Consider the following 24181-nt stretch of genomic DNA (forward strand, 5'->3'; position numbering starts at 1 on the left):
TGTCCGGAATCGCGAACCTTCACAACATCCTTATGGACGTCTGACCGCAACACTAGCCCCACTAACCACAACACCAGTTACGAGACATCCCTTAGGAAACCTTCGCCGCCTGCAGCGTGTAGCTCGCCGCGAGGCGCCGCGGGTTCTCGCGCAGCCGCCATTCGCCGCCGTCGACCTGGTGCATTTCGTTCGGCAGCGCGTTCCACGGCACGGTGTCGTGTTCGGTGAACGCAGTGAGCGTGAGGCCGTTGTCCAGCAGCGCCGTGATGATTTCGCCCAGTGAATGGTTCCACGAGTGCGTGGTGGTCTTCTTGAGGGGACTGTCGGTGTCGACGTAGGTGGTGTCGTCGTCCCACACGAGCGGTTTCTCGTGCTCGAAGTAGTCGTATTTCGGCCACGCGCGCTCGGCTTCGTCGTCGAGGCCCCACAGCATCGGGTGGCTTTCGCGCAGGAACAACCGCCCGCCTGGCTTCAGCAACCGCGCCACGACCGTGGCCCACTCGGCGATCCGCGGCAGCCAGCACAGCGCGCCGACGCCGGTGTAGACGAGGTCGAACGCGCCTTCGCCGAACACGTCGACGGCGTCGTAGGTGTTGGCCTCGTGGTAGTCGATCTCCGCGCCGACGCTGTCCGCGAGCCGGCGTGCTTCGGCCAGCGAGCCGGGGGAGAGGTCGAGGCCGGACATCCGCGCGCCCAGGCGGGACAAGGAAAGCGTGTCCGTGCCGATGTGGCACTGCAGGTGCACGCCGCGCAGCCCGGAGACGTCGCCGAGGCGCGGGAGGTCGAACCGCACGACGTCGCTGAGGTACCCGGGGTCCGTGCGGAACCGCTCGAAGCCGTAGTACTCGGACTTCGCGTGCACCGCCGCGCGCTCGTCCCAGTTGGCGCGGTTGAGCTCGAACGAGTCGGTCACTTCGCCGCCTTCTCGGCCTTGCTGCGCAGCACGCAGAACTCGTTGCCTTCCGGGTCGTGCAGCACGGCCCAGCCGGTGCCGTCGGCGTTGCGCTGGTCGTCGAACATCGTCGCCCCGGCGGCGAGCAGGCGCTCGACCTCGGCGTCGCGCGGGCCTTCGGGCGTGAGGCACAGGTGCACGCGGTTCTTCACGGTCTTCGCCTCGGGCACGCGGATGAACAGCAGTGCGCCACCGTGGTCGAGCTCGATGCCGACCTCCGGGTCGCCCGGCTCGTCCTCCTCGGCGACCGGCCGGTCGAGGACGACGCTCCAGAACTGGGCCAGCGCATACGGATCCGCGCAGTCGAAGGTGGTGTTCTCGACGGTGGACGGCATCTGCTCCCCTTGCTCGGTCGGTCTGGCCGCAGTCTGCCCGAAAGGCCCGGTCTCGCGCGAGGCGGTTTCGCCGACGTCAGCTGGGGAAGCCGACGACGGGCGCGGGTGTGCCGCCGTACGTGCTGCGCGCCAGGACGATCGCGCCCGGCGCCGGCACGAGCCGCAGGCTCGACAGCGAGCCCGAGCCGTCCATTCGCACCACCCGACTGGTCGGCGCGCTGCCGTCGAAGCCCTGCACGAGAAGGGTCACGTCACGGCCGGTGTCCTGGCACGCGCGCAGGTAGGTGTGCCGGGTGGTGGCGTCGGCCGAGCGCACGGGACAGGCGCCGAGGTCGATTGGGTGCGTGGTGCCGGTGGCGGGATCGAGGGCTTTGGCGGACGTCTTTTCCTGCTCGATCACGGGAATCGGACCGACGTCCATGCGCACCCAGCGCGACGCGTCCGGCCGGGCCAGCAGCCGGCCGGTCTCGGTGTCGAAGAGCCCGTTGACGACCGAGCCGGGAACCGTCGTGCGGCCGAGAAGCCGCAGCCACACGACGGCGCCGTCGGTGGTGGTGGCGGGGGAGATGTCGAGCCGTTCGCTGTCGGGCCCGGTGGTCTCGACCACGTGGCGCCAGCGTTCGTGACCGGTCACTTCGTCGAGCGCGACGAGTCCCGCCGAACGCCCGCACTCCAGCGCGGCGAGCACCACCGTCCGGGCTTGCGCGGGCAAGGTGTACGGGTTCTGGCACCCGGCCGGCGCGGACCACTGCCAGCGCTCATCGCCGGTCTGGAGGTCGTAGCCGGTGTACGCGTCGTCGCGGACGGTCAAGGTCTTGGTGCCCACCAGGATCTCCCCGGTCTCGACCAGGACCGACGGCACCACGCGGTCGAAGCGCGCGGTGCCGGTGCCGGCGTCGAGGACGACCACGAGGTCGTTGCTGCTGTCGGTCTTCGACGCGAAAGCGGCCACGACCGTGCGCCGGTCGGCCGACACGAGCAGCGCGTGGACGCGGGCGCCAGGCCGGGCGTAGGACCAGTCGCGGCTGCCGTCGAGCCCGTCGAGCGCCGTCACCGAACCGTCCGCGGCCGCGACGACGACCCCGTGTCCCGCGGCCACCATCGCGCTCACGTCGGACGGCGGCTGCCAGGACCACTGCCGGCCGCCGGGCTTTTCGGCCACCGGTTCGGGCGTCAGGTCCGGCACACCGCGGGTCGTGCTCGCGGTGGCGGCCCGGTCCGCGGCGAACGGGCCCGCCACCCCCGCGGCCAGCACGACGATCGCCACCAGCACGCCGGCGGGCCGGATCCGCCACGACGTGGAGTCCAACAGCCCGACCGCCACCCCCACCGTGCCCACGGCGAGCACCGGGGTGTCCAGGCCGGGCACGCCACCTCGCACGTCGAGCACCAGCCGCACCACGGCGGCCACGGCGGTGGCGATCCCGAGGACCGCCGCGGCGATCCGCACCTTGCGCGAACGCGCCAGCCCCAGCACCGCGGCGACGACCGCCCCCGCGACGAACCACAGCAGCCCCACGCCGCTCGCTCTCGTCGCGCCCCCCGACAAGAACGGCGCGACCACCACGCACACCACACCGGTTACCGTCGTCAACCGCAGCACGTTCAGTACGACGCGGCTCGCCGGTCCGCGTTTCACCGCCACCGTGAACAGTCGGTGACAACGACATCACGCGGGCGCCGGTCAGAATCCCACCGAGTGCACTGTGGACACTCGACTCAGGCGAGCGCGAGGCCGGGGGAGCGGTGGACGCGCCGCTGGGCGTCGACGATCAGCACGCCGCAGCCGGGTTGGTCAGCGGCCCAGTCGATGCCGTCGGTGCCTAGTGCGAACGCGGCGGTGGCCAGCGCGTCGGCGTGGGTGAGGTCTTCGGCGACGACGGTGACGCTCAGCAGCCCGGTGGCGGGCAGGCCGGTGCGGCCGTCGAGCACGTGGGCGCCGCGTTCGTAGGCGGCCGAGGTGGCGACGGCGCCGTCGCGGGAAGCGACCACGGCGCAGACCGCTTCGGCCTGCTCGGGGTGGCGGATGCCGACGCGCCACGGCCGTCCGGGCTCGGGCTCGCCCGCGGTGACGACGTCGCCGCCGGCGTTGAGGCAGAACCGGCGCGCGCCCGCCGCGTGGAGGCGACCGGCTGCGCGCTGCACGGCCCAGCCCTTCACGACCGCGCACGGGTCCAGGCCACGGCCGGGCAGGCGAGCGGAGAAGGCGCCGCCGGAGAGGTCCTCGTAGTACGCGCAGAGGCCGAGCACTTCGTCGAGGTCCGCGCTGAGCTCGGTGGTTTCGCCACGGTCGTACCGGCAGACCTCGCTGCCGGCGCGGAACGGGCTGAAGCGGGCGTCGACCTCGCGCAGCCACCGGAACGCGTCGGCGATGGCGCCGGTGAAGTCGCCTTCGTCGCGAAGATCGAGCGACACCGGCAGGCCCATCACGTGCTCCAGGTGCGTGGCCATCAGGAGCCCTTCGCGTCGAGCGCCGCCTGCAGCGACTTGATGTACGACTCGCTCGTCTGCGTCGCGCCCGAGACGGTGTCGATGTCCGCGCTCTGCGCCTGCAGGGCTTCCTCGCGCAGCAGCGGGATCGCGTCGACACCGCGGCCGCTGTCCGGCTGCTGCACGAGGGTGACGTCGCTGATCCGGCTGCCGGAGAAGGACACCTGCACCTGCACGGTGCCGAACTCGGTCGACTCGGCGCTGCCCTGCGTGGTCACGGCGCCGGAACCGCCCGAAGTGGACGGTGCGGTGCTCGTTGTCGGAGCGGGGGCACTCGCGGCGGCGCTGCTCGTCGCCGGCGTCGGGTCGAACCGCCACACGGCCACGAACCCGGCGATCGACAGTGCGACCACGAAAATCGTCTTCTTCATCGGAAGCTCCTCACGCGGCCAGGCTGAAGCGTTCGGCGTGGACCTGGGTGCCGGGCACGCGCAGCTCCCGCAGGCTGCGCAGCACGGCCGACGTCATCCCGGGCGGACCGCAGACGAACACGTCGCGGTCGCCGAGGTCCGGCACCAGCGCGTGCAGCGCGGCGGGACCCAGCACGGGACAGTGCGGGCCGCGCAGATCCGACGGTCCACTGAGGACGTGCACGATCGCGCCGCGGGTCTTGGCCAGCGCGTGCAGCTCGGGCAGAAGCACGGCGTCGGCCGGGGTTCGCACGCGGTAGAGCAGCACGACGTGCCCGCTCACGTCTTCGAGCAGGGCGCGGATCGGCGTGATGCCGACGCCGCCGGCGACCAGCAGGGCGTTCGGTCGTTGCTGGTGGATGGTGGTGAAGGCGCCGTACGGGCCTTCGGCGAACACGCGCGTGCCGACCGGCAGCGACCGCAGGCTCGCGCTGGAGCTGCCGACGGCCTTGGCGGTGAGTCGCAGCGTGCGGCCGTCGGGCGCTGCCGAGAGGGAGAACGGGTTGGCCTGCCACCAGCGGTCCCGCGTGAGGAAACGCCACAGGAAGAACTGCCCCGCGCGCGCCGGCAGCCGGTCGAGGTCGCGGCCGGTCATGTAGACCGACACCGTGTCGGGCGACTCGGGCACCACGGCGACCACCCGCAACCGGTGCCGCAGGTTGCGTCGCAACGGCAGGAGCACGCGCCCGGCCAGCACCGCGAGACCCGTGCCCAGCCACAGCGTCCACCAGTACGCGCGGGCGGCCGGGTGGCTCGCGAACGACTGCCCGACGGCGATCTGGTGCGTGAACGCCAGGACCACCGCGGCGTAGGTGTAGAGGTGCACGAAGTGCCACGTCTCGTAGGCCATCCGTTTGCGCGCGAAACGAGCGGACGCCGTGCCGACCACGAGGATGAGCACGAACGCGACGATCGCCCGCAGGATCCCCTCGGTGGTATCGGCCAGCTGCACCAGCTCGTCGGCCGCGTTGGTGCGCTCGAGGGCGGAGTAGCCGACGACCACCAGCACCACGTGGGCGACCAGCAGCCACAGCAGGCTGAAGCCCGTCCAGCGGTGCCACGACGTGAGCCGGTCCATGCCGAGCCGGCGGTCGAGCCACGGCAGGCGCGCGACGAGCAGCAGTTGCACGGCCATGGCCTGCGCCGCGTAGATGCCGGCGAGGCGCCCGGCGCTGATCAACGGGTCGTCCGACAAGTCGCCGAGGGCGAAGAACACCGTGGCGAGCACCGCGTTGGCCGCCAGGAACGCGAAGATCCACGCCTTGGCGACCACACGGGGCGCCACCGCCGGACGGGGCGGGACGGCGATCGGGGTCAGGACACTCACGGGGAATCCCTTCGGCTCGGGTGTCACGAACGCCAGCGTCGCCGCGGAACCTGTGGCGGATCTGGGCGGAACCTGTCGACTGGCTGTCGGCCGGGCGCTCCGCTCGCGCGCCCGCGCGGTGGTCACGGAGGATGGTGGCGTGGACAACCCGAACCCGGTGCGGCTGCTCGTCGTCGACGACGAACCGCACATCGCCGATCTCGTCGCGACCGTGGCCCGCTACGAGGGCTGGCAGGCCGTGACCGCGGGATCGGGCGCGGCCGCGCTGACCCGCGCGGCGGAGTTCGGGCCCGACATCGTGGTGCTCGACCTGATGCTGCCCGACCTCGACGGCTTCACCGTGCTGGACCGGCTGCGCGAACACGGCAACGCCGTGCCCGTGGTCTTCCTGACGGCGAAAGACGCGACGGCCGACCGCATCGCCGGCCTCACGCGCGGCGGCGACGACTACCTCGTGAAGCCGTTCTCCGTCGAGGAGCTGATGGCGCGGCTGCGGGCGGTGCTGCGCCGGAGCAGTTTTTTGCCGCCCGCTCCGCGCACCGCCGTGTTGCGTGTGGCGGACCTGACGCTCGACGAGGACACCCGCGAGGTCCGCCGCGGCGAACGGCTGGCGGACCTGACGCCGACGGAGTACGAGCTCCTGCGGTACCTCATGCGCCGCTCGCCGGCCGTGCTCACGAAGGCGCAGATCCTCGACCACGTGTGGGAGTACGACTTCGGCGGCCGGTCCAATGTGGTCGAGCTGGTGATCTCGCACCTGCGCCGCAAGCTCGACGACGGCGCCGAGCCGCTGATCCACACCGTGCGCGGCGTCGGCTACGTCGTGCGGGCGGGCCGGTGAAGCGGCTGCGGCGCTGGGCTCGCCGCTGGTACGCCGCGTGGCGCGCGTCGCGGCTCGGCACGCGGCTGGCGTTCGGGCTCGGCGCGCTGGCGCTGGTGGTTTTCGCGATCGTGGGGACCGTCACGGTCGGGTTCATGCACGGCTACCTCGGCCGCCGCCTCGACGAGCAGCTCAAGACGAGCCAGGTCGCGCAGGTGCCGGGACTGCGCAGCTCCCACGGCAACCCCGAAACCGTCTACTCGTGGTTCTCGGCGGTGTTCGAGGTCGACCGTGGCGTGGCGACGCCGCAGCCCGGCAGCAACCTGCCGACGGACATCACGCCGCTCGCCGACGTCGCTTCCGACGCGACGGGCGGCGACGTGTTCCGCACGGTGTACCTCCACGGCGACGGGCCCTACCGCGTCCGCGCCTGCCCGGTCGCGACGGATTCCGCCGGCAGCGGAACGGTGCTGCTGAGCGCGGCGCCGCAGGCGGACCTGGACAGCACGGTGCGGCAGCTGGTGCTGGCCGAGGTGATCGCGTTCCTCATCGCGCTGGCGATTCTCGTAGTGGTGGGACGCCTCGTGCTGCGCCGCGGCCTTCGACCGTTGTCGGACATGGCGGGCACGGCGCACGACATCGCGTCGCACGACCTCACGGCGACCGCGAACCTGCCGGTGCGGGCGACGGGTGAGGGCGGCGGCGCCGAGGTGGCGGAGCTGCGGACGGCGTTCAACGTGATGCTCACGCACATCGAGTCGTCGCTCGCCGCGCGGACGGCCGCCAACGAGCGCCTTCGCCGTTTCGTGGCCGACGCGTCGCACGAGCTGCGCACGCCGCTCACGTCGATCCGGGGCTACGCCGACCTTTTCCGCTACGCGGCGGCGAACGAACCCGAGGAACGCGAGGCGCACCTGGCGAAGATCCGCGAGGAGACGGCCCGGATGAGCGTGCTCGTCGACGATCTTTTGCTGCTCGCGCGCCTCGACGCCCACGACGCGGAGCCCCCGGTGCGGCCCGAACGGGTGGACGTCGTCCCGATCGTTTCAGCCGCGGCGGATGCGTTCCGGGTGGGGCGGCCGGCGCATCCGCTTTCGGTTTCGCTGGCTCCCTCGCCGGTTTTCGTCGACGCGGATCCCGTGCGGTTGCGGCAGATCTTCGACAACCTGCTGGCGAATGCCGCTGTGCACACGCCTTCGGGGACTCGGGTGGAGGTGTCGGTCTCCGTGGTGGATTCTCGCGCGGTGATCCGGGTCGAGGACGCCGGGCCGGGGATCGCGCCGGAGGATCAGCAGCGGATCTTCGACCGGTTCTTCCGCGTCGACAACTCGCGCACTCGGTCGGCCGGCGGCACCGGTCTGGGCCTGTCCGTGGTGCAGTCGCTGGTGGTGGAACACGGCGGCACGGTCGACGTGGCGAGCCGGCCGGGCCGGACCGTGTTCACCGTGTGGCTGCCTCTGGCGCGCTGACGCGTCCGGCGACGTGCTCGGGTATCTGCCAGCCGTCGGCCAGGTCGGCGGACGGTTCGGGCTCGCCGAAGACGGTCCTGACCGGGAGGACGCCGGCCCAGGCGGTGTTGGCGCTGACGTCTTCCGGCTCGTCGTCGGGGCCTTCGGCACGCAGCTTCACCGAGGCTTCGGTGAGGTCGAGCGCGAGGACGGAGACGGCGGCGAACTCCTTCGCGTTCACCCCGCGTGCGTGGTCCCACGAGCCGGGGGAGAGGTGGTCGGTGAGTACGCGCAGGGCGTGGAGTTTCTCGTCCTGGTCGGTGATGAGGCGCGCGCGGCCGAGGATGACGGCGCTGCGGTAGTTCATGGAGTGGTTGTTGACCGAGCGGGCGTAGACGATGCCGTCGAGCAGTGTGACAGTGACGCAGACGTCCAGATCCTGCGCGGCGGTGCGCAGACTGGCCGCGCCCGTGGAACCATGCAGGTAGAGCGTGTCGCCGTCACGGCCGTAGCCGGTGGGCAGCACGAGCGGTGTGCCGTCGCGGACGAGGCCGAGGTGGCAGATCAGGGCCTCGTCGAGCACGGCGTGCAGCGTCGCGCGGTCGGTGGCCGCGCGGTTCTTCTTGCGGCCGAGCGTGGTGCGGGGGGTCGGCGAGAGGCTGGTCATGTTCGCAGTGTTGCGCGGGTGAGTGGACGTGTTGAACGGCCACTTCTTCTACACTTGGGAAGTCCACTTTCGCCGCTTGGAGGTCTTCGTTGTCGTACGCCGACACCGCGCTGCCGGTCAGCCTCGACCGCGAGGCGAGCACGCCGCTGGCCGTGCAGCTGGCCGACGCCCTGCGCGAGGCCGCCGCGAGCGGGCACCTGCGCGGCGGCGACCGGTTGCCGTCCACGCGCGCGCTGGCCGAGCGGCTCGGCGTTTCGCGCACCGTGACTTCGGCCGCGTACGAGCAGCTGCACGCCGAAGGCTGGATCGCCGGGCGCCACGGCTCCGGCACGTACGTGACGACACCGCCGACGCGCGCGGCCACGTCGGTGTCCCCGGCGGGACCGCTCGCGCCGGAACCCGAGGCGGCGCCCGTGCTGGATCTGACGCCGGGCACGCCGTGGGCGGCCGGTCTGGACCGCGCGGCCTGGCGCCGCGCCTGGCGGGCGGCGGCCGACCCGGAGCCGTTGGTGCGCGCCCACCGCGCCGGCCTGCCCGAGTACCGCGCGGCCGTTTCGGAACACCTGTTGCGGCACCGCGGTCTTGCCGCCGGCTCGGTCCTGGCGACGGGCGGCACGACGGCCGCCGTCGTGGAGCTCGCGGCCGCGGTGCTGCGGCGCGGCGCGGTCGTGGCGTTCGAGGAGCCGGGGTACCAGCGGGCCGTGCAGGCGTTCCGGTCCGCCGGGCTGACCGTGGTCGGCGTGCCCGTCGACGAGGAGGGCCTGCGCCCCGACGCCATCCCCGCCGGCGCGCGGGCGGTCTACTGCTCTCCGGCGCACCAGTACCCGATGGGCAGCCGCATGAGCGCGGCGCGCCGCGTGGAGCTCGTGGAACGCGCCCGCGCCGACGGCATGCTCGTCATCGAGGACGACTACGACGGGGAGCTGCGCTTCGACGTCGCCCCGCTGCCCATGCTCGCCGCCCTCGCGCCCGACGTCGTCGTCCACCTGGGGACCACGAGCAAGATCCTCACGCCCACCCTCGGTGCCGGCTGGCTCGTCGCGCCCGCCTCGGTCACCGAAGCCGTCCTCGCCTACCGCGACCTCACCGGCACCCGCCCCTCCCCGGCCGGCCAGCGCGTGCTGGTGGAACTCGCCCGCCACGGCGACCTGGGCCGCCACCTGCGCAAACTCCGCCGCGAACTCGCCGAACGCCGCTCGCTGCTCTCCGCCGCCCTCACCTCCGCCTCCATCCCCATCCTCGGCGACGACGCCGGCGCCCACCTCGTGGTCCCCTTCGCGTCCGCCGCCCAGGAAACCCACTGCCTGACCGAGGCCGAACACCACGGCATCCGCCTGGACGGCCTGGCCCGCCACTTCGCCGGCACACCCACGGTGCACGGGGTGGCGCTGGGGTACGCGGGCTGTTCGCAGGAGGCGTTGGTGACCGCGCTGCCGGCTTTGGTGGGTCTGCTTCGCTGACCGGTCGTGCGGCGCCGCGTCGCCTCGCCTGCCACCGCACCGCGCGACCGGTCCAGCGACACCTACGCCGCCACACCCAGCGACGGGGCCTTCACTCGCGACGCCCTCGCGACGGCGCCGCCGCGGGGAGCTTCGCTGACTGCGAGGCCGCGCTTGTCTCTTCCGACGATCAGCGACGTGTTGCGCGAATGGTCCGGTTGCGCCGTGCCGGATGCTCTCGGTTATGACCAAACCGCAGCCGACCCGCGGCGATTCGGCGCCGTTCGAAGGTTCCTGGTTGTGTGACCCGGACGCAGCGCGAGCCGTCCCGCGGTGCCTGCCGTGCAGTGCGACCGGTCCGCTCGGGCAATCCGGCGCGAGGCGTCTGTCACCACTCGGCCGCGACAGCCGCTGCAGCCGCCGCAGCCACTGGACCCACCACCGACCACCTGATCATCCCCAACCCGCCCCCACCACCCCCTCCGGCGGACGGACCCGGGGATCCGTCGCAACGCCGGGTGCGCGCCGTTCGCCGTGGTCACCCGGTACGGTGAGCGACCATGAGTGCTGAGAAGATCCGCGTGGCGGTCGTGTTCGGCGGGCGCAGCAGCGAGCACACCATCTCGTGCCTGTCGGCGGGCAGCGTGATCGCGAACCTGGATCCGGAGCGCTACGAGGTGCTCCCCGTGGGCATCACCCCGCAGGGTGGCTGGGTGCTCGGCACCGGCGACCCGAAGGAGCTGAGCATCCAGGGCCGCGAGCTGCCGACCGTGGAGTCCGGCCGCGCGCTCGTGCTGGCGGGCGACGCGACCAGCCGCGAGCTGCGCACGGTCGACCCCGGGCAGGCGACCGAGGTGCTCGGCACCGTCGACGTGGTCTTCCCCGTGCTGCACGGCGCGTTCGGCGAGGACGGCACCATCCAGGGCCTGCTCGAGATGGCCGACATCCCCTACGTCGGCCCGGGCGTGCTGGCCAGCGCCGCCGCCATGGACAAGGAGTACGCCAAGAAGCTGCTCGCCGCCGAGGGGCTGCCGGTGGGCACGTACGCGGCGCTCCGTCGTGGACAGTCCACTTTGGCCCAGGACGACCGGGAACGCCTGGGGCTGCCCGTTTTCGTGAAGCCCTCGCGTGCGGGCTCGTCCGTGGGCATCTCGCGCGTCACCGACTGGTCCGATGTGGACGCCGCCATCGAGCTGGCCCGCCGCACCGACCCGAAGGTGCTCGTGGAGGCCGCCGTGGTCGGGCGTGAGGTCGAGTGTGGTGTGCTGGAGTTCCCCGACGGCCGCGTGGAAGCGTCGCTGCCGGCGGAGATCCGCGTGCTCGCCGAGGGCGCGGACGCCTGGTACGACTTCGAGACCAAGTACCTCGGTGAAGACGCCGAGCTGGACATCCCGGCCAAGCTCGACGACGCCCTCACCGACCGCCTGCGTGCCATGGCCGTCGAGGCGTTCCGCGCGCTCGACTGCCAGGGCCTCGCGCGCGTCGACTTCTTCGTCACCGCAGCCGGCGACCTCGTGATCAACGAAGTCAACACCATGCCCGGCTTCACCACGAAGTCCGCCTACCCGAAGATGTGGGAGGTCACGGGCGTCGACTACAGCACGCTCCTGTCGACCCTCATCGACACCGCCATCGCGCGCGGCACGGGCCTTCGCTGACCCCACACAGGGTCACCCGCTCGGGTGACCCTGTGTGGTCACGTGATCAGGGGATCGACTTACCCAGCGCGAGCAGCGCCGCCGGCGTCAGGAACGTGTAGAGCGACGTGACGACGAGGATCCCGCCCAGCACCTTGCCGGGCAGCTTGCCGTAGGTCGTGGCCGCCACGGCGAGGAACGCGACCAGCCACACCACGAGGATCGAGTGCAGCATCCAGCTGCCGTCGAAGAACTTCCACCACAGCAGCGGCACCACGGCCACCGCCACGGCCAGGTTGCCGATCGGCCGGAGGTCCAGCCCTCGTACGAGCGCCACCCCCAGCGCGGTGAAGAACGTGCCGTAGAACGTGACGATTCCGGCCAACGGGACGCCCGTCGCGGGCGGCGCCGTCGCGATGATCACGGCGGCCTGCAGGACGTCCACGACGCCGGCGAGCAGCGTCACCCAGCCGACCGTGGTCAGCGGATTCGGGCCGTCCTCGACGGGTTTGGCGCCGATCCCGAGAAACGCCAGGCCATTCAGCCAGACGGCGAGTCCCGAGACGACGAAGATCACTGTGATCGGCGGCACTGGTGATTCCTTTCCGATGCGGAATTCGGCGGAACCGCGCACCCCGACCACCGTGGTAATCTCGGGGCAGTCGCGGTCCCGCGTGCTCGCCCGGCGGTGCATGACGATTCCACTCGGCACACCACCGGTCGAATGACCAAGGGGTACAACGACAAACGTGTGCTGCCGTCCGTTCCGAGCCCGCAGAAGCCCGGGTCGGGCGGCAGTGCACACGTCGCAGGAACTGAAACCTCCTGACATTCCGGTCCAGCTTTCCTGAGAATTTCATAGGCGCGGCATTTCGCGACGATGTCCTCCAGAACAACTTGATGTTTCCGGTGTTTCGGTGTGATGAATTCACCGCCCGGGAAGAATTGCCGCGCCCGCGCGAAGTGGTCGGCCCCGCCGTGGTCGCCGCCCGGCGAACGACGTCACCCACTACAGTGATCATCCGGTGGCACCGGGTGACGCCGACGTGGCCCGCGCGCGGCACGCCCAGGCCAGGGCAGGAGGCAACGCGTGCAGATCGCATCCCGGCTCGACCGGCTCCCGGTCACCCGCCGGCACCGGTACTTCGTCGCCGTGGTGGGGGTGGCGACGTTCTTCGACCTCTACGACCTGTTCCTCGCGGCCACGATCAGCACCGTGCTCACGCACGAGTTCGGCGTCACGGCCGAAGCGCTGAAGTACGTGCTCGCGTCGGCGTTCGTCGGGGCGTTCGTCGGTGCCGTCTGCCTGGGCAAGCTCGCCGACCAGGTCGGCCGGCGGCGCGCGTTCCTGCTGACGCTCGGCCTGTACTCGGTCTTCACGCTGCTCGGCGCGTTCAGCACCGATGTCTGGATGCTCGTCGTCTGCCGCTTCATCGCCGGCATCGGCATCGGTGCGGAGCTGCCCGTCGCCGACGCCTACCTCGCCGACCTGCTGCCCGCTCGCGCCCGCGGCCGCGCCACCGCCTGGGCGTACACGCTCGGCTTCTGCGGCGTGCCCGCCGCAGGCTTCCTCGCCCGCGCGCTGGCCGGCCATGCGCCGCTCGGCATCGACGGCTGGCGCTGGCTGTTCGTGATCGGCGCGCTCGGCGCGGCCGTCGTCTGGGGCCTGCGGTTCACGCTGCCGGAGTCGCCCCGCTGGCTCGCCGCTCGCGGGCGGGAGGCGGAAGCCGACGAGATCGTGCGCAAGCTCGAAGCCTCCGCGCCGCAACCGCTCCCGGAACCCGCGCCCGAACCGCCTGCGCCGGAACCCGTGCGTTTCTCCGCGCTCCTGCGCAAGCCGTGGGCGCGGCGCACGACAATGCTCTACATCTTCCAGCTGCTGCAGGCGTTCGGCTACTACGGCTTCGGCTCGCTCGTGCCGATCGTGCTGGCCGCCAAGGGGTTCAGCCTCGTGAACTCGCTGACGTTCAGCGCGCTCACGTTCCTCGGCTACCCGATCGGCTCCGCGCTGTCGATCCCGATCATCGAACGCATCGAGCGCAAGTGGCTGATCGTCGCGAGCGCCGCGGCGATGGCCGTGTTCGGGCTCGCGTTCGGCTTCTCGACCTCCGGGGTGGCGATCGCGGTGTTCGGCTTCTGCTACACCGCCGCCAGCAACGTGTTCTCCAACGCTTTCCACACCTACCAGGGCGAGCTGTTCCCGACATCGCTGCGCGGCACGGCCGCGGGTTCGGCCTACGCGCTTTCGCGCCTGGCCACCGCGGCGATGCCGTTCATCCTGCTGCCGATCCTGCAGGCGCAGGGCGCCACCAGGATGTTCGCCGTGGTGGCGGTCGCGATGGTGGTGCTGATCGTCGACGTCGCCGTTCTGGGGCCACGCACCACGGGCGACTCGCTGGAGGAGATCGCCGGCCGGACGGTCAGAACTTCAAAGGTTTGACCGGCAGCTTCGCGTTGACCGTGTCCGACACGGTCTGCAGCGGCCCGGTCCCGGCCGAGTCGGGGACGGTCAACGCGATGTAGACGTCGCGGTCCACCACGTACCAGGTGGCCGCGGCGTCTTCGGTGACCTGCAGCCACTGCACGCCGTTGACCACGCGCAGCTGCGCGGTGGGGGTGAGCTCCGGCGGCCGGTCGAGCCCGCACCGCAGCACGATCGCGTCACCGTCACCCCAGGCGAGGGTGGCCTTCGGCGCGGGCTGGGCGAGCGTGCGCCGGGCGAGGTCCTTGCCGTTCGATTTCAAGGTTGCGGGCAGCGCGTCGATGACCGTCGTGCACGCCTGCGTGGTGGCCTGCGGGGCCGGAACGGCGACGAGGGGGAGCGGTCCACTCGCGATGCCCTCGCCGCTGAGCGCCGATTTTTTCGTCACCGCGAAGACGGCGACCACCACGGCCAGCGCGACCACGAGCACGGCCGCGACCACGAGGACCGCCCGCGGGGGTGCGCCGGTGTCGGAATCTGCCACCCCCGAAGTGCACCACGTCTCAGAGGTGGACCACCGGGCAGGTCAGGGTCCGCGTGATGCCTTCCACGTTCTGCACCTTCGCGACCACGAGTTGGCCCAGCTGGTCCACGGTGTCCGCGGTCGCGCGCACGATCACGTCGTACGGGCCGGTCACATCCTCCGAGCTGGTGACGCCGGGCACCCCGGAGATCTCCGCCGCCACCGCGGCCGCCTTGCCGACCTCGGTCTGGATGAGGATGTATGCGTGGACCACGGCGTGCCCTTTCGTCGGTAGCGATGGAGTCGAGGTAGGAACGGTGTAGGCAAGGTATCGCCAGCCCCGGGAAAAACCTAGGGGATCCGACTGTCGGTGGTCGAGGCTTCGCACACGGAGAGAAAGTGGAGGTGACCGGTGTCACCGGACGATGGCTCGGTGGCCGGGACGGGCGAGTTCGCGCTGATCCAGGCGGTCACCGGCGGGCGTCGCCAGCCGGCGAGCACACTGCTCGGCCCCGGCGACGACGCGGCCGTGGTGGCTGCCCCCGACGGCCGCGTGGTGGCGACCACGGACGTGCTGGTCCAGGGCGTGCACTTCCGCCTCGACTGGTCGAGCCCCGAGCAGGTGGGGCGCAAGGCCGTGGCGGTGAACCTGTCGGACGTCGCGGCCATGGGCGCGAAACCGACCACGGTCCTGGTGGGCTTCGCGTGTCCACCGGACACTCCCGCCCAGGTCGTGACGGAGATCATGAACGGCATGTGGGCCGAGGCGACCCGCGGTGGCGTCGGGGTGTCCGGCGGCGACATGGTGAGCGCCGACCAGATCGTGATCAGTGTCACCGCGTTGGGGGACCTCGAAGATCGTGAACCCGTGACGCGCTCGGGCGCCCGGCCCGGCGACGTCCTCGCCGTCTGCGGGCGGCTCGGCTGGGCGGCGGCGGGATTGGCCGTACTGCGGCGAGGGTTCCGTTCGCCGGTCGGGGTCGTGAACGCGCAGCGCTGCCCGGAACCGCCGTACCCGGCCGGTCCGCAGGCCGCGCTGGCCGGCGCGACGTCGATGATCGACATCTCCGACGGGCTGCTCGCCGACCTGGGACACATCGCGGCGGCGTCGGACGTCGGGCTCGACGTGCTCACCGCGGACCTCGAGATCTCCACGCGGCTGCAGGAAGTCGGCACCGCGCTCGGCGCCGACCCACTGCGCTGGGTGCTCACCGGTGGTGAGGACCACGCGCTGGCGGCGACGTTCCCGCCGTTCGACGAGCTGCCCGAGGGCTGGCGCAAGATCGGCGCGGTGACGATGCCGGGGTCCGGGGTGACGGTGGACGGCAAGGAGTACGGCCACGAAGGCGGCTGGGAGCACTGGCAGCAGCACTAGGCTGTCGCCCGTGGAGATCCGAGCGGTCGCCTACGACCACCCCGACGCGACCAAGCTGATGGCGGAAGTGCAGCTCGAGTACGTGCGCCGCTACGGCAGCGAAGACTCGACGCCGATGGACCCTTCGCAGTTCGCGCCTCCGCGCGGACTGTTCCTCGTCGGCTACCTCGACGACGTGCCCGTGGCCTCCGGCGCGTGGCGCGCGCACGACGGACCGGCGCCCGCGTTCGGTCCCGGCGACGTGGAGCTGAAGCGGATGTACGTCGTGGAATCCGCGCGGGGCAAGGGTTTCGCGCGCGCGATGCTGGCGGAACTGGAACGCACGGCCGTCGCGGCGGGGCGGCTGCGCGCCGTGCTGGAGACGGGTACCGAACAGCCCGAGGCGATCGCCCTCTACCGTTCGTCGGGCTATACGGAGATTCCGGGTTTCGGCGTGTACAAGGACGAGCCCGACAACCGGTGTTTCGGCAAGAACCTCGTGTGACCAACGGGAGACGGCTTTGGCGATCTACGCGCTCGGTGACCTCGAACCCTCGATCCACCCGGACGCCTACGTCCACCCCGACGCCACCGTGATCGGCGACGTCCGCATCGGCCCGCGCGCTTCCGTGTGGCCGCAGACGGTGCTGCGCGGCGACCACGGCTACATCGAGATCGGCGAACGCTCCAACGTGCAGGACGGCTGCGTGCTCCATTGCACCAAGAAGCACCCGACGATCCTCGGGCCGTCGTCGGCCATCGGCCACGCCGTGCACGTCGAGGGCGCGGTGATCGGCACCGGGTGCCTCATCGCGTCGGGATCGGTGGTGCTGAACGGAACCGTGGTCGAGGACGGCGGGATGGTCGGCGCGGGCGCGGTGCTGTCGTACAACTCGCACGTGGGCCCGGGCGAGATCGCGCTCGGCGTGCCGGCGAAGGTGCGGCCGAACAAGTCGTTCTCCGCCGAGCAGATCGCCATGGTGGTCGACTCGTACGTGCGCCGCGGCGCGCGTTTCCGCGAAGAGCTGCGGCGCCTCGACCCGCCACGGTGACCCCGCTCGCACCGCGCTAGGCTCGCGGGCCGTGACCGCACGACCGCTGCACGAGATCGTCGAAGCCGGCTGGGCGCAGGCCCTGGAGCCCGTGGCCCCGCAGGTCAGCGCGATGGGAGAGTTCCTCCGCGCGGAGATCGCGGCGGGCCGAACTTACCTGCCGGCGGGCGAGCACGTGCTGCGGGCGTTCAAGCAGCCGTTCCACGACGTGCGGGTGCTGATCGTCGGCCAGGACCCGTACCCGACGCCGGGCCACGCCGTCGGCCTGAGCTTCTCGGTGGCGCCCGACGTGCGGCCGCTGCCGAAGAGCCTCGTCAACATCTACAAGGAGTACGCCGAGGACCTCGGGCACCCGTTGCCGACCAACGGCGACCTCACGCCGTGGGCCGACCAGGGCATCCTGCTGCTCAACCGCGCACTTACGGTGCAGCCCGGCAAGCCGAACTCCCACCAGGGCAAGGGGTGGGAGCAGGTGACCGAGCAGGCCATCAAGGCGCTCGCGGCCCGCGACGAGCCGATGGTGGCCATCCTGTGGGGCCGTAACGCGCGCAACCTGCGGCCGATGCTGGGCGACATCCCGTGCATCGAGTCGGCGCACCCGAGCCCGCTTTCGGCGCACAATGGCTTCTTCGGCTCGCGGCCGTTCAGCCGCGCGAACCAGCTGCTGGCCGACCAGGGCGCGGCGCCGGTGGAGTGGAAGCTTCCCTGAGCGTGTCCGGTCGCGGCCGGTGGCTCCGACCTCCAAGGTGAGTACGACACCCAGGAGGACAGCCATGACCACCACCGTCACTTCCGCCGACGGCACGCCGATTGCGTTCGACACCTACGGCGCGGGGTCGCCGGTGCTGCTCGTCGGCGGTGCCGTGAACGACCGGACGACCGTGGCGGCGCTCGCCGTCGTGCTGGCCGAGGCCGGGTTCCAGGGTGTTGCCGTTGATCGGCGAGGCCGAGGTGAGAGCGGAGACGCGCCCGTGTACTCGGTGGAACGCGAGCTCGACGACCTGTCGGCCGTGATCGACGCGGTCGGTGGCTCGGCGGCGATGTTCGGCCATTCGTCGGGGGCGATCCTGGCGCTCGAAGCGGCGGCGCGGGGGCTGCCGATCACGAAGCTGGCCGTGTACGAGCCGCCGTTCATCGTGGACGCTCAGCGGCCACGCCCTGGTGCGGACCTTGCGGACCGGATCAGCGCGTTGATCGCCGCCGGCGACCGCGACGGCGCCGTGGAACTCTTTCTGACCGAAGGCGTGTCGGTTCCGCCCGAAGGCGTGGCGGCGATGAAGGGCCAGCCTGTGTGGGACTGGTTCGCCGGCTACGCGCACACGCTGCCGTATGACATCACCGTGACCGGTCCTGGCGCGCAGCTGCCCGTGGACCGCCTGGCCGCCATCGCCGTCCCCGTGCTCGTGATGTCGGGCGGCGCCGGTGAAGCGTGGATGGGCGCCGCGGCCCGGGCCGTCGCCGAGACCGTGCCGCACGCCCGCTACGAGTCGATTACCGGGCAGGACCACGGCGTGCTCAACGCACCCGAATCGCTGCGCCCGGTGCTGACCGACTTCTTGCGGTGACAAAAATGGCGAGTGCTCGGTGAGCACTCGCCGTCCAGAGGCAACCACGGGTGGGGGTCCAGGGGGCTTGCCCCCTGGCGGGGGTCTGGGGGTTCGACCCCCAGAAGACACTAGGCGATACGAAAATGGCGAGCGCCCTTCGCGAGCACTCGCCACCCTTCGTTCAATCGCCTACCCTCGGACGACCTTGCCCGCCTTGATGCACGAGGTGCACACGTTGAGGCGCTTGCGCTGGGACACGCCGATCTTGGCGTGCACAGTCTGGATGTTCGGGTTCCACCGGCGGTTGGTACGCCGGTGGGAGTGCGAGACCGACTTGCCGAAGCCGGGTCCCTTGCCACAGACGTCGCACACGGCAGCCACGTCGAACTCCTCTGGATATGGGACAAAGAATGGCGCCCAGACCAGCTGGGCAACTCGTCCATAGTAACTACTCGTCTCGGGCGGGTCGCCGCGGGGTCGATACGCTCGCGAGGACCAGCGAGGAGGTTACGGGGTGCGGGTGCTGGACGTGGCAGCGGTGTCGGCCTGGTCGGCGGCGTGCGTGCGCAGCCTGGAGGTGCTGCGCCCGGCGATCAACGGCATCAACGTGTACCCCGTCGCGGACTCCGACACGGGCTCGAACCTCCTGCACACGTTGACGGGCGCGCGCGACGCGTTGGCCGCGGCGGAGCCGGCCGACGTGGCCGAGGCGCTGACCGTGCTGGCGAAGGGCGCCGTGGCCGCCGCGCGCGGCAACTCCGGGGTGATCATCTCCCAGGTCGTGCGGGGGATCGCCGACTGGGCGGCCGACGGCGGCGACCTCGACGGCGCTGGTCTCGCGGCCGCACTGGCGCACGCCGACCGGATCGCGACGGGCGCGGTGAGCCGGCCCGTCGCGGGGACGATGCTGACCGTCCTGCACGTCGTGGCCGCAGCCGTCCAGGAGGACACGCGGCCGCTGGCCGAGGTCGCCGCCACCGTCGCCGCGGCCGCCGCGGCCGCGCTGGAGGAGACGCCGAAACAACTGCCGGCCCTCGCGAAAGCGGGGGTCGTCGACGCGGGGGGCCGAGGGCTCGTCGCCGTGCTCGACGCGCTGGCCGGCGTGATCAGCGGCACCGTCACGCAGCCTGAACGCGAGCTCACGACCACCGTCGAGGCGCCCGGTGTCGCCGAGCCCGCGCCGTACGCGTGGGAGGTCATGTACCTGCTCGACGGCGTCGAGGAGGCGCGGCTGCCGGCGTTGCGCAAGGAGCTGAGCGGCTTCGGCGACAGCGTCACGGTGGCCGGCGACGGTGCGGGCAGCCACGCCGTGCACGTCCACTGCGCCGACATCGGCGCGGCCATCGAGGCGGGCCTGGAGCTGGGCCGGCCGCGCCGGATCCGCGTCGAACCGCTGCTCACGCCCACGCCGATCGAGCCGGGCGGCGGGCTGGACCGGTCGGTGGTGGCCGTGGTCCACGGCGGCGGGCTGGCCGAGCTGCTGCGGGCCGAGGGCGTCGCCGTGCTGGCCGTGCCCGACGGCGGGAAACCCGGCGTCGAGGACATGATCGGGCTGTTCAACGAGGCCGCGGGCCGGCACGTGACCGTGCTGCCGGGCGGTCTCGACCTCACGGCCGCGGCCGACGCGGCGGCGGGCCACGCGATGGCCGGCGACCGCGACGTCGTGGTGATCCCGTGCACGTCACCGGTGCAGGTGCTGGCCGCGCTCGCGGTGCACGATGGGGGCCGCCGCGTCAACGACGACGTCGTGGCCATGGCCGAGGCCGCCGCGGCGACCAGGCGTGGCGAGGTGCGGATCGCGGGCGAGGAGTCGCTAACCTGGGTGGGCCGGGCCCAGTCCGGCGACGTGATCGGCCTGGTCGACGACGAGGTGGTGCTGATCGAACCGGCGCCGGCCTCGGAGACGAACCTCGTCGCGGCCGCGATGAGCGTGCTCAACCGGATGCTGACGCTCGGCGGCGAGCTGGTCACCGTGCTGAGCGGGGCCGCCGCCCCGCCCGGCGTGACCGCGGAGCTCGCCGAGCAGCTGCGGCTGGAGCACCCCGAAGTGGAGTTGACGAGTTATGCCAGTGGCCAGGCCGGAGCCGTGCTGCTGATGGGGGTCGAATAGAAATGGCCGGGCTGCGCGAAAAGCTGCCGCTGCTGCTGGGCGCGAAGACAGCGAAAGCGCTGTCGGGTGCGCTCGACATCGAGACCGTCTCCGACCTGCTGCGCCACTACCCGCGCCGCTACGCCGAGCGCGGCGAGCTCACCGACATCGCCGGCCTGGAGCTGGGCGAACACGCGACCGTACTGGCGCGGATCGAGAAGATCAGCAAGCGCCGCATGAAGTCGCGCAGCGGCACGATCCTCGACATGGTCATCACCGACGGGAAACGCCGGCTGGCCTGCGCGTTCTTCAACCAGGCGTGGCGGGAGAAGGAGCTGGCGCCGGGCAAGACCGGCCTGTTCGCGGGCAAGGTCACGGCGTTCCGCGACACGCTGCAGCTGGCCAACCCGGAGTACGAGCTCCTCGACGCCGAACGCGAAGCCGAGGCCGTCGACAACTTCCTGGCCGAGATCATCCCCGTGTACCCGGCGGCGCAGGGCATGCCGACGTGGTCGATCGCGAAGTGCGTGCGGCAGGTCCTCGACGTGCTGGAGATCGACTCCGACCCGATGCCTGCCGAAGTGCTGAAGCAGCACGGGCTGCCCGGTCTCGAACGGGCGCTGCGCGGCATCCACCGGCCCGAGGACTGGGCGCACCTGGAGACCTCGCGCCACCGCCTCAAGTGGGACGAGGCCATGGCCGTGCAGCTGATTTTCGCGCAGCGGCGCCATTCCGCGGTGTCTCGTCCGGCCAAGGCCAGCCCGCACACCGACGGCGGGCTGCTCGACGCGTTCGACAAGCGCCTGCCGTTCGACCTCACCGCCGGCCAGCGCGCGATCGGCGACGAGATCGCCGCGGACCTCGCGACCGAGCACCCGATGAACCGCCTGCTGCAGGGTGAGGTGGGCTCGGGCAAGACGGTGGTCGCGCTGCGGGCGATGCTGCAGATCGTCGATTCGGGGCGGCAATCGGCAATGCTCGCGCCCACCGAGGTGCTGGCGGCGCAGCACGCGCGTTCGCTGCGGGAGATGCTCGGCGAGCTCGGCATGGCGGGGGAGCTGGGGGCCGCGGAGAAGGCCACGCGCGTGACGTTGCTCACCGGCTCGATGGGCGCGAAGGAACGCAAGAAGTCGCTGCTGGAGACGGTGAGCGGCGAGGCAGGCATCGTCGTCGGCACGCACGCGCTGATCCAGGACACGGTGCAGTTCGCCGACCTCGGGTTCGTCGTGGTCGACGAGCAGCACCGCTTCGGCGTGGAGCAGCGCGACGCCCTGCGTTCGCGCGGCTCGGACTCCACGTCGCCGCACGTGCTGGTGATGACCGCGACGCCGATCCCGCGCACGGTCGCGATGACCGTGTACGGCGACCTGGAGACGTCCGCGCTGCGCGAGATGCCCGTCGGGCGTTCGCCGATCAAGACGAGCGTGGTGCCGGTGGCGGAGAAGCCCGCGTGGCTCGACCGGGCGTGGGAGCGCGTGCGCGAGGAGGTCTCGAAGGGGCACCAGGCGTACGTCGTGTGCCCGCGCATCGGCGACGAGCCCCCGTCGGACAAGAGCGACAAGCGCCCGCCGCTCGCCGTGCTGGACGTCGCGCCGGAGCTGGTGGGCGGGCCGTTGAAGGGCCTTCGCATCGCCGCGCTGCACGGCCGCATGCCCGCGGACGAGAAGGACGCCGTGATGCGGGCCTTCGGCGCCGGCCAGATCGACGTCCTCGTGGCGACCACGGTCGTCGAGGTCGGCGTGAACGTCCCCAACGCCACCGCCATGGTCATCCTCGACGCCGACCGCTTCGGCGTGAGCCAGCTGCACCAGCTGCGCGGCCGCGTCGGCCGGGGCAGCGTGCCGGGCCTGTGCCTGCTCGTGACGGAGACCCTGGACGGTACGTCGACCCGCGAACGCCTCGCCGCCGTCGAATCCACCACCGACGGCTTCGAACTCTCCCGCCTGGACCTCGAACTCCGCCGCGAGGGCGACATCCTCGGCGCGGCCCAGTCCGGCAAACGCTCGGGCCTGAAACTGCTGTCTCTCCTGCGCGACGAAGACGTGATCACCGAGGCGCGCGCCCAGTCCCAGGAAATCGTGCTGCGCGACCCGACGCTCTCTTCGTACCCTGGCCTGGCCCAGATGGTGTCCGATGTGGTGGACATGGAACGCGCGGAGTACTTGGAGAAGAGTTGACTGCTTCGGAGCCTTCGGCCGATTCCGGCCTTGAGATGTGGGGTTCTCGTTCGGGCTCTGATTCTGGCTCCGGGGCCGCTTCGTCGGGCTCTGCGACTTCCGACCTGGCGACCACACCTGGCTCGGCTGCCACCATCCGCCCGGCCCTCGTCGCGGACGCCCCTGGCATCGCCCGCGTCCACGTCGGCTCCTGGCAGGCCGCCTACGCCGGCCTCCTCCCGGCCGACTTCCTCGCCGGCCTCTCGGCCTCCCGCCGCGAACCGTTCTGGGCGGAAAGCCTGGCCTCCCCGGCACAAGGCCACACCGTCCTCGTCGCCGAAACTCCCGACGGCACCATCGCCGGCTTCGCGGCCACCGGCCCGAGCCGCGACGACGACGCCACCCCCGACACCGGCGAACTCGCGGCGATCTACCTGCTGCCCGAGTGCTGGAGCCAGGGCTTCGGCCGCGCCCTCCACGCGCGCGCCCTTACCGCCCTGGCCGGCGACTTCCCCACCGCCACCCTCTGGGTCCTCGCCGGCAACACCCGCGCCCGCACCTTCTACGAACGGACCGGCTGGACTCTCGACGGCCGCACCAAGGTCGAATCCCTCGCGAACGGCACGGTCACCATCGAGGAAGTCCGCTACCGCACCTCTCCCCGCCGCTGACACTTTCGCCCCTCAACGGCGACTGCGGTTTCACCCCGGTCAGGACTTCACCGCCCGCACGAACAGAAACACCGGCTTCGTGCTCAACACCTCGAACATCTCGGGATCCACGCCCGCCCCGCGTTCCGGCCGCGGCTCGTCGACCACGTCGATCGCGAACCGGGCATCCCGCAGCAGCCCGAAGATCGCGGACAGCGGGCGCCGGAACAGGCGGGCGGTGACCTGCTGCCCGTCCCAGTCCCACTGCTCGCTGACCAGCTCGGTGCGGTGGTAGTCGGTCCGATCCGACCGGAACCACCCGGTGATCGGATGGTGCACCGAGAAGACGAGCGCCCCGCCCGGCTTCAGACACCGCCGCAACTCTTCGAGCAACGGCGACCAATGCTCGACGTAATGGAGCACGAGCGAGGCCACGACCACGTCGACGCTGCCGTCCGCCACCATCGTCAGGGGTTGCTCGAGATCGGCGACCTCGACCTGAGCTCGCGGGCCCAGCCTCTCCCGCGCCAACGCCACCAGCCGCGGCTCACGGTCCAGGGCCAGCACATCGGCACCCCGCTCGGCGAGCCGAGCCGTCAGACCGCCGCCTGCGCAGCCGAGCTCCAATACCCGCTTGCCCGCGACGTCCCCCGCAAGACGCAAGATCGCCGGCCGGTCGTAGAGCGAATTGGCGGCGCTGTGCTCGGCAAAGCGCGCATACACGTCGGCGTGCTCTCTGTAAATCTCGTGATCACCGGGCACTCGCCGAGCCTACGAGCGCCGTCGGCCCCACGCGGCGTCGTTGGACCCCCCGCCGCGATGAAGAGACGATCATTGCGGCCCACAACTCATCGCCATTCACC

At 71.6% G+C, this 24181-nt stretch carries 25 protein-coding genes; 13 read left to right on the forward strand and 12 right to left on the reverse strand.

The window, feature by feature from the left end; translation table 11 throughout:
• Positions 1 to 91: 91 nt before the first annotated feature.
• The 6 genes from AB0878_RS16420 to AB0878_RS16445 form a co-directional block, all read right to left on the reverse strand.
• On the reverse strand, positions 92 to 913 hold the full coding sequence (locus AB0878_RS16420) for a class I SAM-dependent methyltransferase (RefSeq protein WP_366580578.1): 822 nt from the start codon (positions 911 to 913) through the stop codon (positions 92 to 94).
• Positions 910 to 1287: a VOC family protein gene (locus AB0878_RS16425; RefSeq protein WP_366580580.1), complete on the reverse strand. Its 378-nt coding sequence runs from the start codon at positions 1285 to 1287 to the stop codon at positions 910 to 912. Before AB0878_RS16425 ends, AB0878_RS16420 begins: the two co-directional genes overlap by 4 nt.
• Before the next feature lie 76 nt (positions 1288 to 1363).
• Positions 1364 to 2881: a PQQ-binding-like beta-propeller repeat protein gene (locus tag AB0878_RS16430; RefSeq protein WP_366580582.1), complete on the reverse strand. Its 1518-nt coding sequence runs from the start codon at positions 2879 to 2881 to the stop codon at positions 1364 to 1366.
• Positions 2882 to 3006: 125 nt separating this feature from the next.
• On the reverse strand, positions 3007 to 3738 hold the full coding sequence (locus tag AB0878_RS16435) for an FAD:protein FMN transferase (protein WP_366580583.1): 732 nt from the start codon (positions 3736 to 3738) through the stop codon (positions 3007 to 3009).
• Positions 3738 to 4148 carry an FMN-binding protein gene (locus AB0878_RS16440; RefSeq protein WP_366580585.1) on the reverse strand — a complete coding sequence of 137 codons (411 nt, stop codon included), beginning with the start codon at positions 4146 to 4148 and terminating at the stop codon, positions 3738 to 3740. Before AB0878_RS16440 ends, AB0878_RS16435 begins: the two co-directional genes overlap by 1 nt.
• Before the next feature lie 10 nt (positions 4149 to 4158).
• Positions 4159 to 5514: a ferredoxin reductase family protein gene (locus AB0878_RS16445; RefSeq protein ID WP_366580587.1), complete on the reverse strand. Its 1356-nt coding sequence runs from the start codon at positions 5512 to 5514 to the stop codon at positions 4159 to 4161.
• Positions 5515 to 5653: 139 nt separating this feature from the next.
• On the opposite strand from AB0878_RS16445, the gene AB0878_RS16450 reads away from it, so the two are divergent.
• Together AB0878_RS16450 and AB0878_RS16455 are read left to right on the forward strand one after the other, a co-directional pair.
• A complete protein-coding gene (locus AB0878_RS16450) occupies positions 5654 to 6355 on the forward strand; it encodes a response regulator transcription factor (RefSeq protein WP_366580589.1) in 702 nt (233 codons plus the stop codon).
• The gene (locus tag AB0878_RS16455; protein WP_366580591.1) at positions 6352 to 7803 is read left to right on the forward strand and encodes a HAMP domain-containing sensor histidine kinase; all 1452 of its coding nucleotides are present in this window, start codon (positions 6352 to 6354) and stop codon (positions 7801 to 7803) included. The genes AB0878_RS16450 and AB0878_RS16455 overlap by 4 nt, the downstream gene beginning before the upstream one ends.
• Here the strand turns inward: AB0878_RS16455 and AB0878_RS16460 are convergent.
• Positions 7775 to 8449 carry a pyridoxamine 5'-phosphate oxidase family protein gene (locus tag AB0878_RS16460; protein ID WP_366580593.1) on the reverse strand — a complete coding sequence of 225 codons (675 nt, stop codon included), beginning with the start codon at positions 8447 to 8449 and terminating at the stop codon, positions 7775 to 7777. The two genes, AB0878_RS16455 and AB0878_RS16460, sit on opposite strands and share 29 nt — an antisense overlap.
• An 89-nt stretch (positions 8450 to 8538) precedes the next feature.
• On the opposite strand from AB0878_RS16460, the gene AB0878_RS16465 reads away from it, so the two are divergent.
• Entirely contained in the window at positions 8539 to 9909 is a 1371-nt protein-coding gene (locus AB0878_RS16465) for a PLP-dependent aminotransferase family protein (protein WP_366580595.1), read from the forward strand.
• A 539-nt stretch (positions 9910 to 10448) separates the two neighbouring features.
• Complete coding sequence (locus AB0878_RS16470) at positions 10449 to 11546, forward strand: D-alanine--D-alanine ligase family protein (RefSeq protein WP_366580596.1); 1098 nt, start codon at positions 10449 to 10451, stop codon at positions 11544 to 11546.
• Positions 11547 to 11592: 46 nt separating this feature from the next.
• Here the strand turns inward: AB0878_RS16470 and AB0878_RS16475 are convergent, their stop codons facing one another.
• Positions 11593 to 12117, reverse strand: coding sequence for a hypothetical protein (locus tag AB0878_RS16475; protein ID WP_366580597.1), 525 nt, complete (start codon positions 12115 to 12117; stop codon positions 11593 to 11595).
• Between the two features lie 498 nt (positions 12118 to 12615).
• Here AB0878_RS16475 and AB0878_RS16480 point away from each other — a divergent pair, with 498 nt between their 5' ends.
• Positions 12616 to 13965 carry an MFS transporter gene (locus tag AB0878_RS16480; protein WP_366580599.1) on the forward strand — a complete coding sequence of 450 codons (1350 nt, stop codon included), beginning with the start codon at positions 12616 to 12618 and terminating at the stop codon, positions 13963 to 13965.
• Here AB0878_RS16480 and AB0878_RS16485 read toward each other — a convergent pair.
• Positions 13946 to 14491 (reverse strand): DUF3515 domain-containing protein, encoded by a 546-nt coding sequence (locus AB0878_RS16485; RefSeq protein WP_366580601.1) that lies wholly within the window; start codon positions 14489 to 14491, stop codon positions 13946 to 13948. The two genes, AB0878_RS16480 and AB0878_RS16485, sit on opposite strands and share 20 nt — an antisense overlap.
• A gap of 19 nt (positions 14492 to 14510) precedes the next feature.
• The gene (locus AB0878_RS16490) at positions 14511 to 14744 is read right to left on the reverse strand and encodes an Lrp/AsnC ligand binding domain-containing protein (RefSeq protein ID WP_285969653.1); all 234 of its coding nucleotides are present in this window, start codon (positions 14742 to 14744) and stop codon (positions 14511 to 14513) included.
• 138 nt (positions 14745 to 14882) lie between these two features.
• Here AB0878_RS16490 and AB0878_RS16495 point away from each other — a divergent pair, with 138 nt between their 5' ends.
• From AB0878_RS16495 to AB0878_RS16515, 5 genes are all read left to right on the forward strand, one after another.
• A complete protein-coding gene (locus AB0878_RS16495) occupies positions 14883 to 15845 on the forward strand; it encodes a thiamine-phosphate kinase (RefSeq protein ID WP_366580603.1) in 963 nt (320 codons plus the stop codon).
• 10 nt (positions 15846 to 15855) lie between these two features.
• Positions 15856 to 16329 (forward strand): GNAT family N-acetyltransferase, encoded by a 474-nt coding sequence (locus AB0878_RS16500; protein ID WP_366580605.1) that lies wholly within the window; start codon positions 15856 to 15858, stop codon positions 16327 to 16329.
• 16 nt (positions 16330 to 16345) lie between these two features.
• Positions 16346 to 16876: a gamma carbonic anhydrase family protein gene (locus AB0878_RS16505; RefSeq protein WP_366580607.1), complete on the forward strand. Its 531-nt coding sequence runs from the start codon at positions 16346 to 16348 to the stop codon at positions 16874 to 16876.
• 31 nt (positions 16877 to 16907) lie between these two features.
• Positions 16908 to 17585 (forward strand): uracil-DNA glycosylase, encoded by a 678-nt coding sequence (locus tag AB0878_RS16510; RefSeq protein WP_366580609.1) that lies wholly within the window; start codon positions 16908 to 16910, stop codon positions 17583 to 17585.
• Between the two features lie 64 nt (positions 17586 to 17649).
• On the forward strand, positions 17650 to 18441 hold the full coding sequence (locus tag AB0878_RS16515) for an alpha/beta hydrolase (RefSeq protein WP_366580611.1): 792 nt from the start codon (positions 17650 to 17652) through the stop codon (positions 18439 to 18441).
• Between the two features lie 171 nt (positions 18442 to 18612).
• Here the strand turns inward: AB0878_RS16515 and rpmB are convergent, their stop codons facing one another.
• Complete coding sequence (gene rpmB, locus AB0878_RS16520; protein WP_091623274.1) at positions 18613 to 18804, reverse strand: 50S ribosomal protein L28; 192 nt, start codon at positions 18802 to 18804, stop codon at positions 18613 to 18615.
• A 133-nt stretch (positions 18805 to 18937) separates the two neighbouring features.
• Between rpmB and AB0878_RS16525 the strand changes: the two genes are divergently transcribed.
• From AB0878_RS16525 to AB0878_RS16535, 3 genes are read left to right on the forward strand one after another with little or no spacing between them, the layout of a single operon-like run.
• Entirely contained in the window at positions 18938 to 20533 is a 1596-nt protein-coding gene (locus tag AB0878_RS16525) for a DAK2 domain-containing protein (RefSeq protein ID WP_366580614.1), read from the forward strand.
• 2 nt (positions 20534 to 20535) lie between these two features.
• Positions 20536 to 22689, forward strand: coding sequence for an ATP-dependent DNA helicase RecG (gene recG / locus AB0878_RS16530; RefSeq protein ID WP_366580616.1), 2154 nt, complete (start codon positions 20536 to 20538; stop codon positions 22687 to 22689).
• Positions 22686 to 23339: a GNAT family N-acetyltransferase gene (locus AB0878_RS16535; protein WP_366580618.1), complete on the forward strand. Its 654-nt coding sequence runs from the start codon at positions 22686 to 22688 to the stop codon at positions 23337 to 23339. Before recG ends, AB0878_RS16535 begins: the two co-directional genes overlap by 4 nt.
• Before the next feature lie 39 nt (positions 23340 to 23378).
• On the opposite strand, the gene AB0878_RS16540 is transcribed toward AB0878_RS16535, so the two are convergent.
• Entirely contained in the window at positions 23379 to 24080 is a 702-nt protein-coding gene (locus tag AB0878_RS16540; protein ID WP_366580620.1) for a class I SAM-dependent methyltransferase, read from the reverse strand.
• Positions 24081 to 24181: the final 101 nt, after the last annotated feature.

The organism is Amycolatopsis sp. NPDC047767 (assembly GCF_040704195.1).
GTDB lineage: Bacteria > Actinomycetota > Actinomycetes > Mycobacteriales > Pseudonocardiaceae > Amycolatopsis.

Excerpts from the sequence above, each read along its gene's own strand:
- AB0878_RS16425 (WP_366580580.1), bottom strand. The coding sequence starts at position 1,287 with ATGCCGTCCACCGTCGAGAACACCACCTTCGACTGCGCGGATCCGTAT.
- AB0878_RS16435 (WP_366580583.1), bottom strand. The coding sequence starts at position 3,738 with ATGGCCACGCACCTGGAGCACGTGATGGGCCTGCCGGTGTCGCTCGAT.
- AB0878_RS16440 (WP_366580585.1), bottom strand. The coding sequence starts at position 4,148 with ATGAAGAAGACGATTTTCGTGGTCGCACTGTCGATCGCCGGGTTCGTG.
- AB0878_RS16460 (WP_366580593.1), bottom strand. The coding sequence starts at position 8,449 with ATGACCAGCCTCTCGCCGACCCCCCGCACCACGCTCGGCCGCAAGAAG.
- AB0878_RS16470 (WP_366580596.1), top strand. The coding sequence starts at position 10,449 with ATGAGTGCTGAGAAGATCCGCGTGGCGGTCGTGTTCGGCGGGCGCAGC.
- AB0878_RS16515 (WP_366580611.1), top strand. The coding sequence starts at position 17,650 with ATGACCACCACCGTCACTTCCGCCGACGGCACGCCGATTGCGTTCGAC.
- recG (WP_366580616.1), top strand. The coding sequence starts at position 20,536 with ATGGCCGGGCTGCGCGAAAAGCTGCCGCTGCTGCTGGGCGCGAAGACA.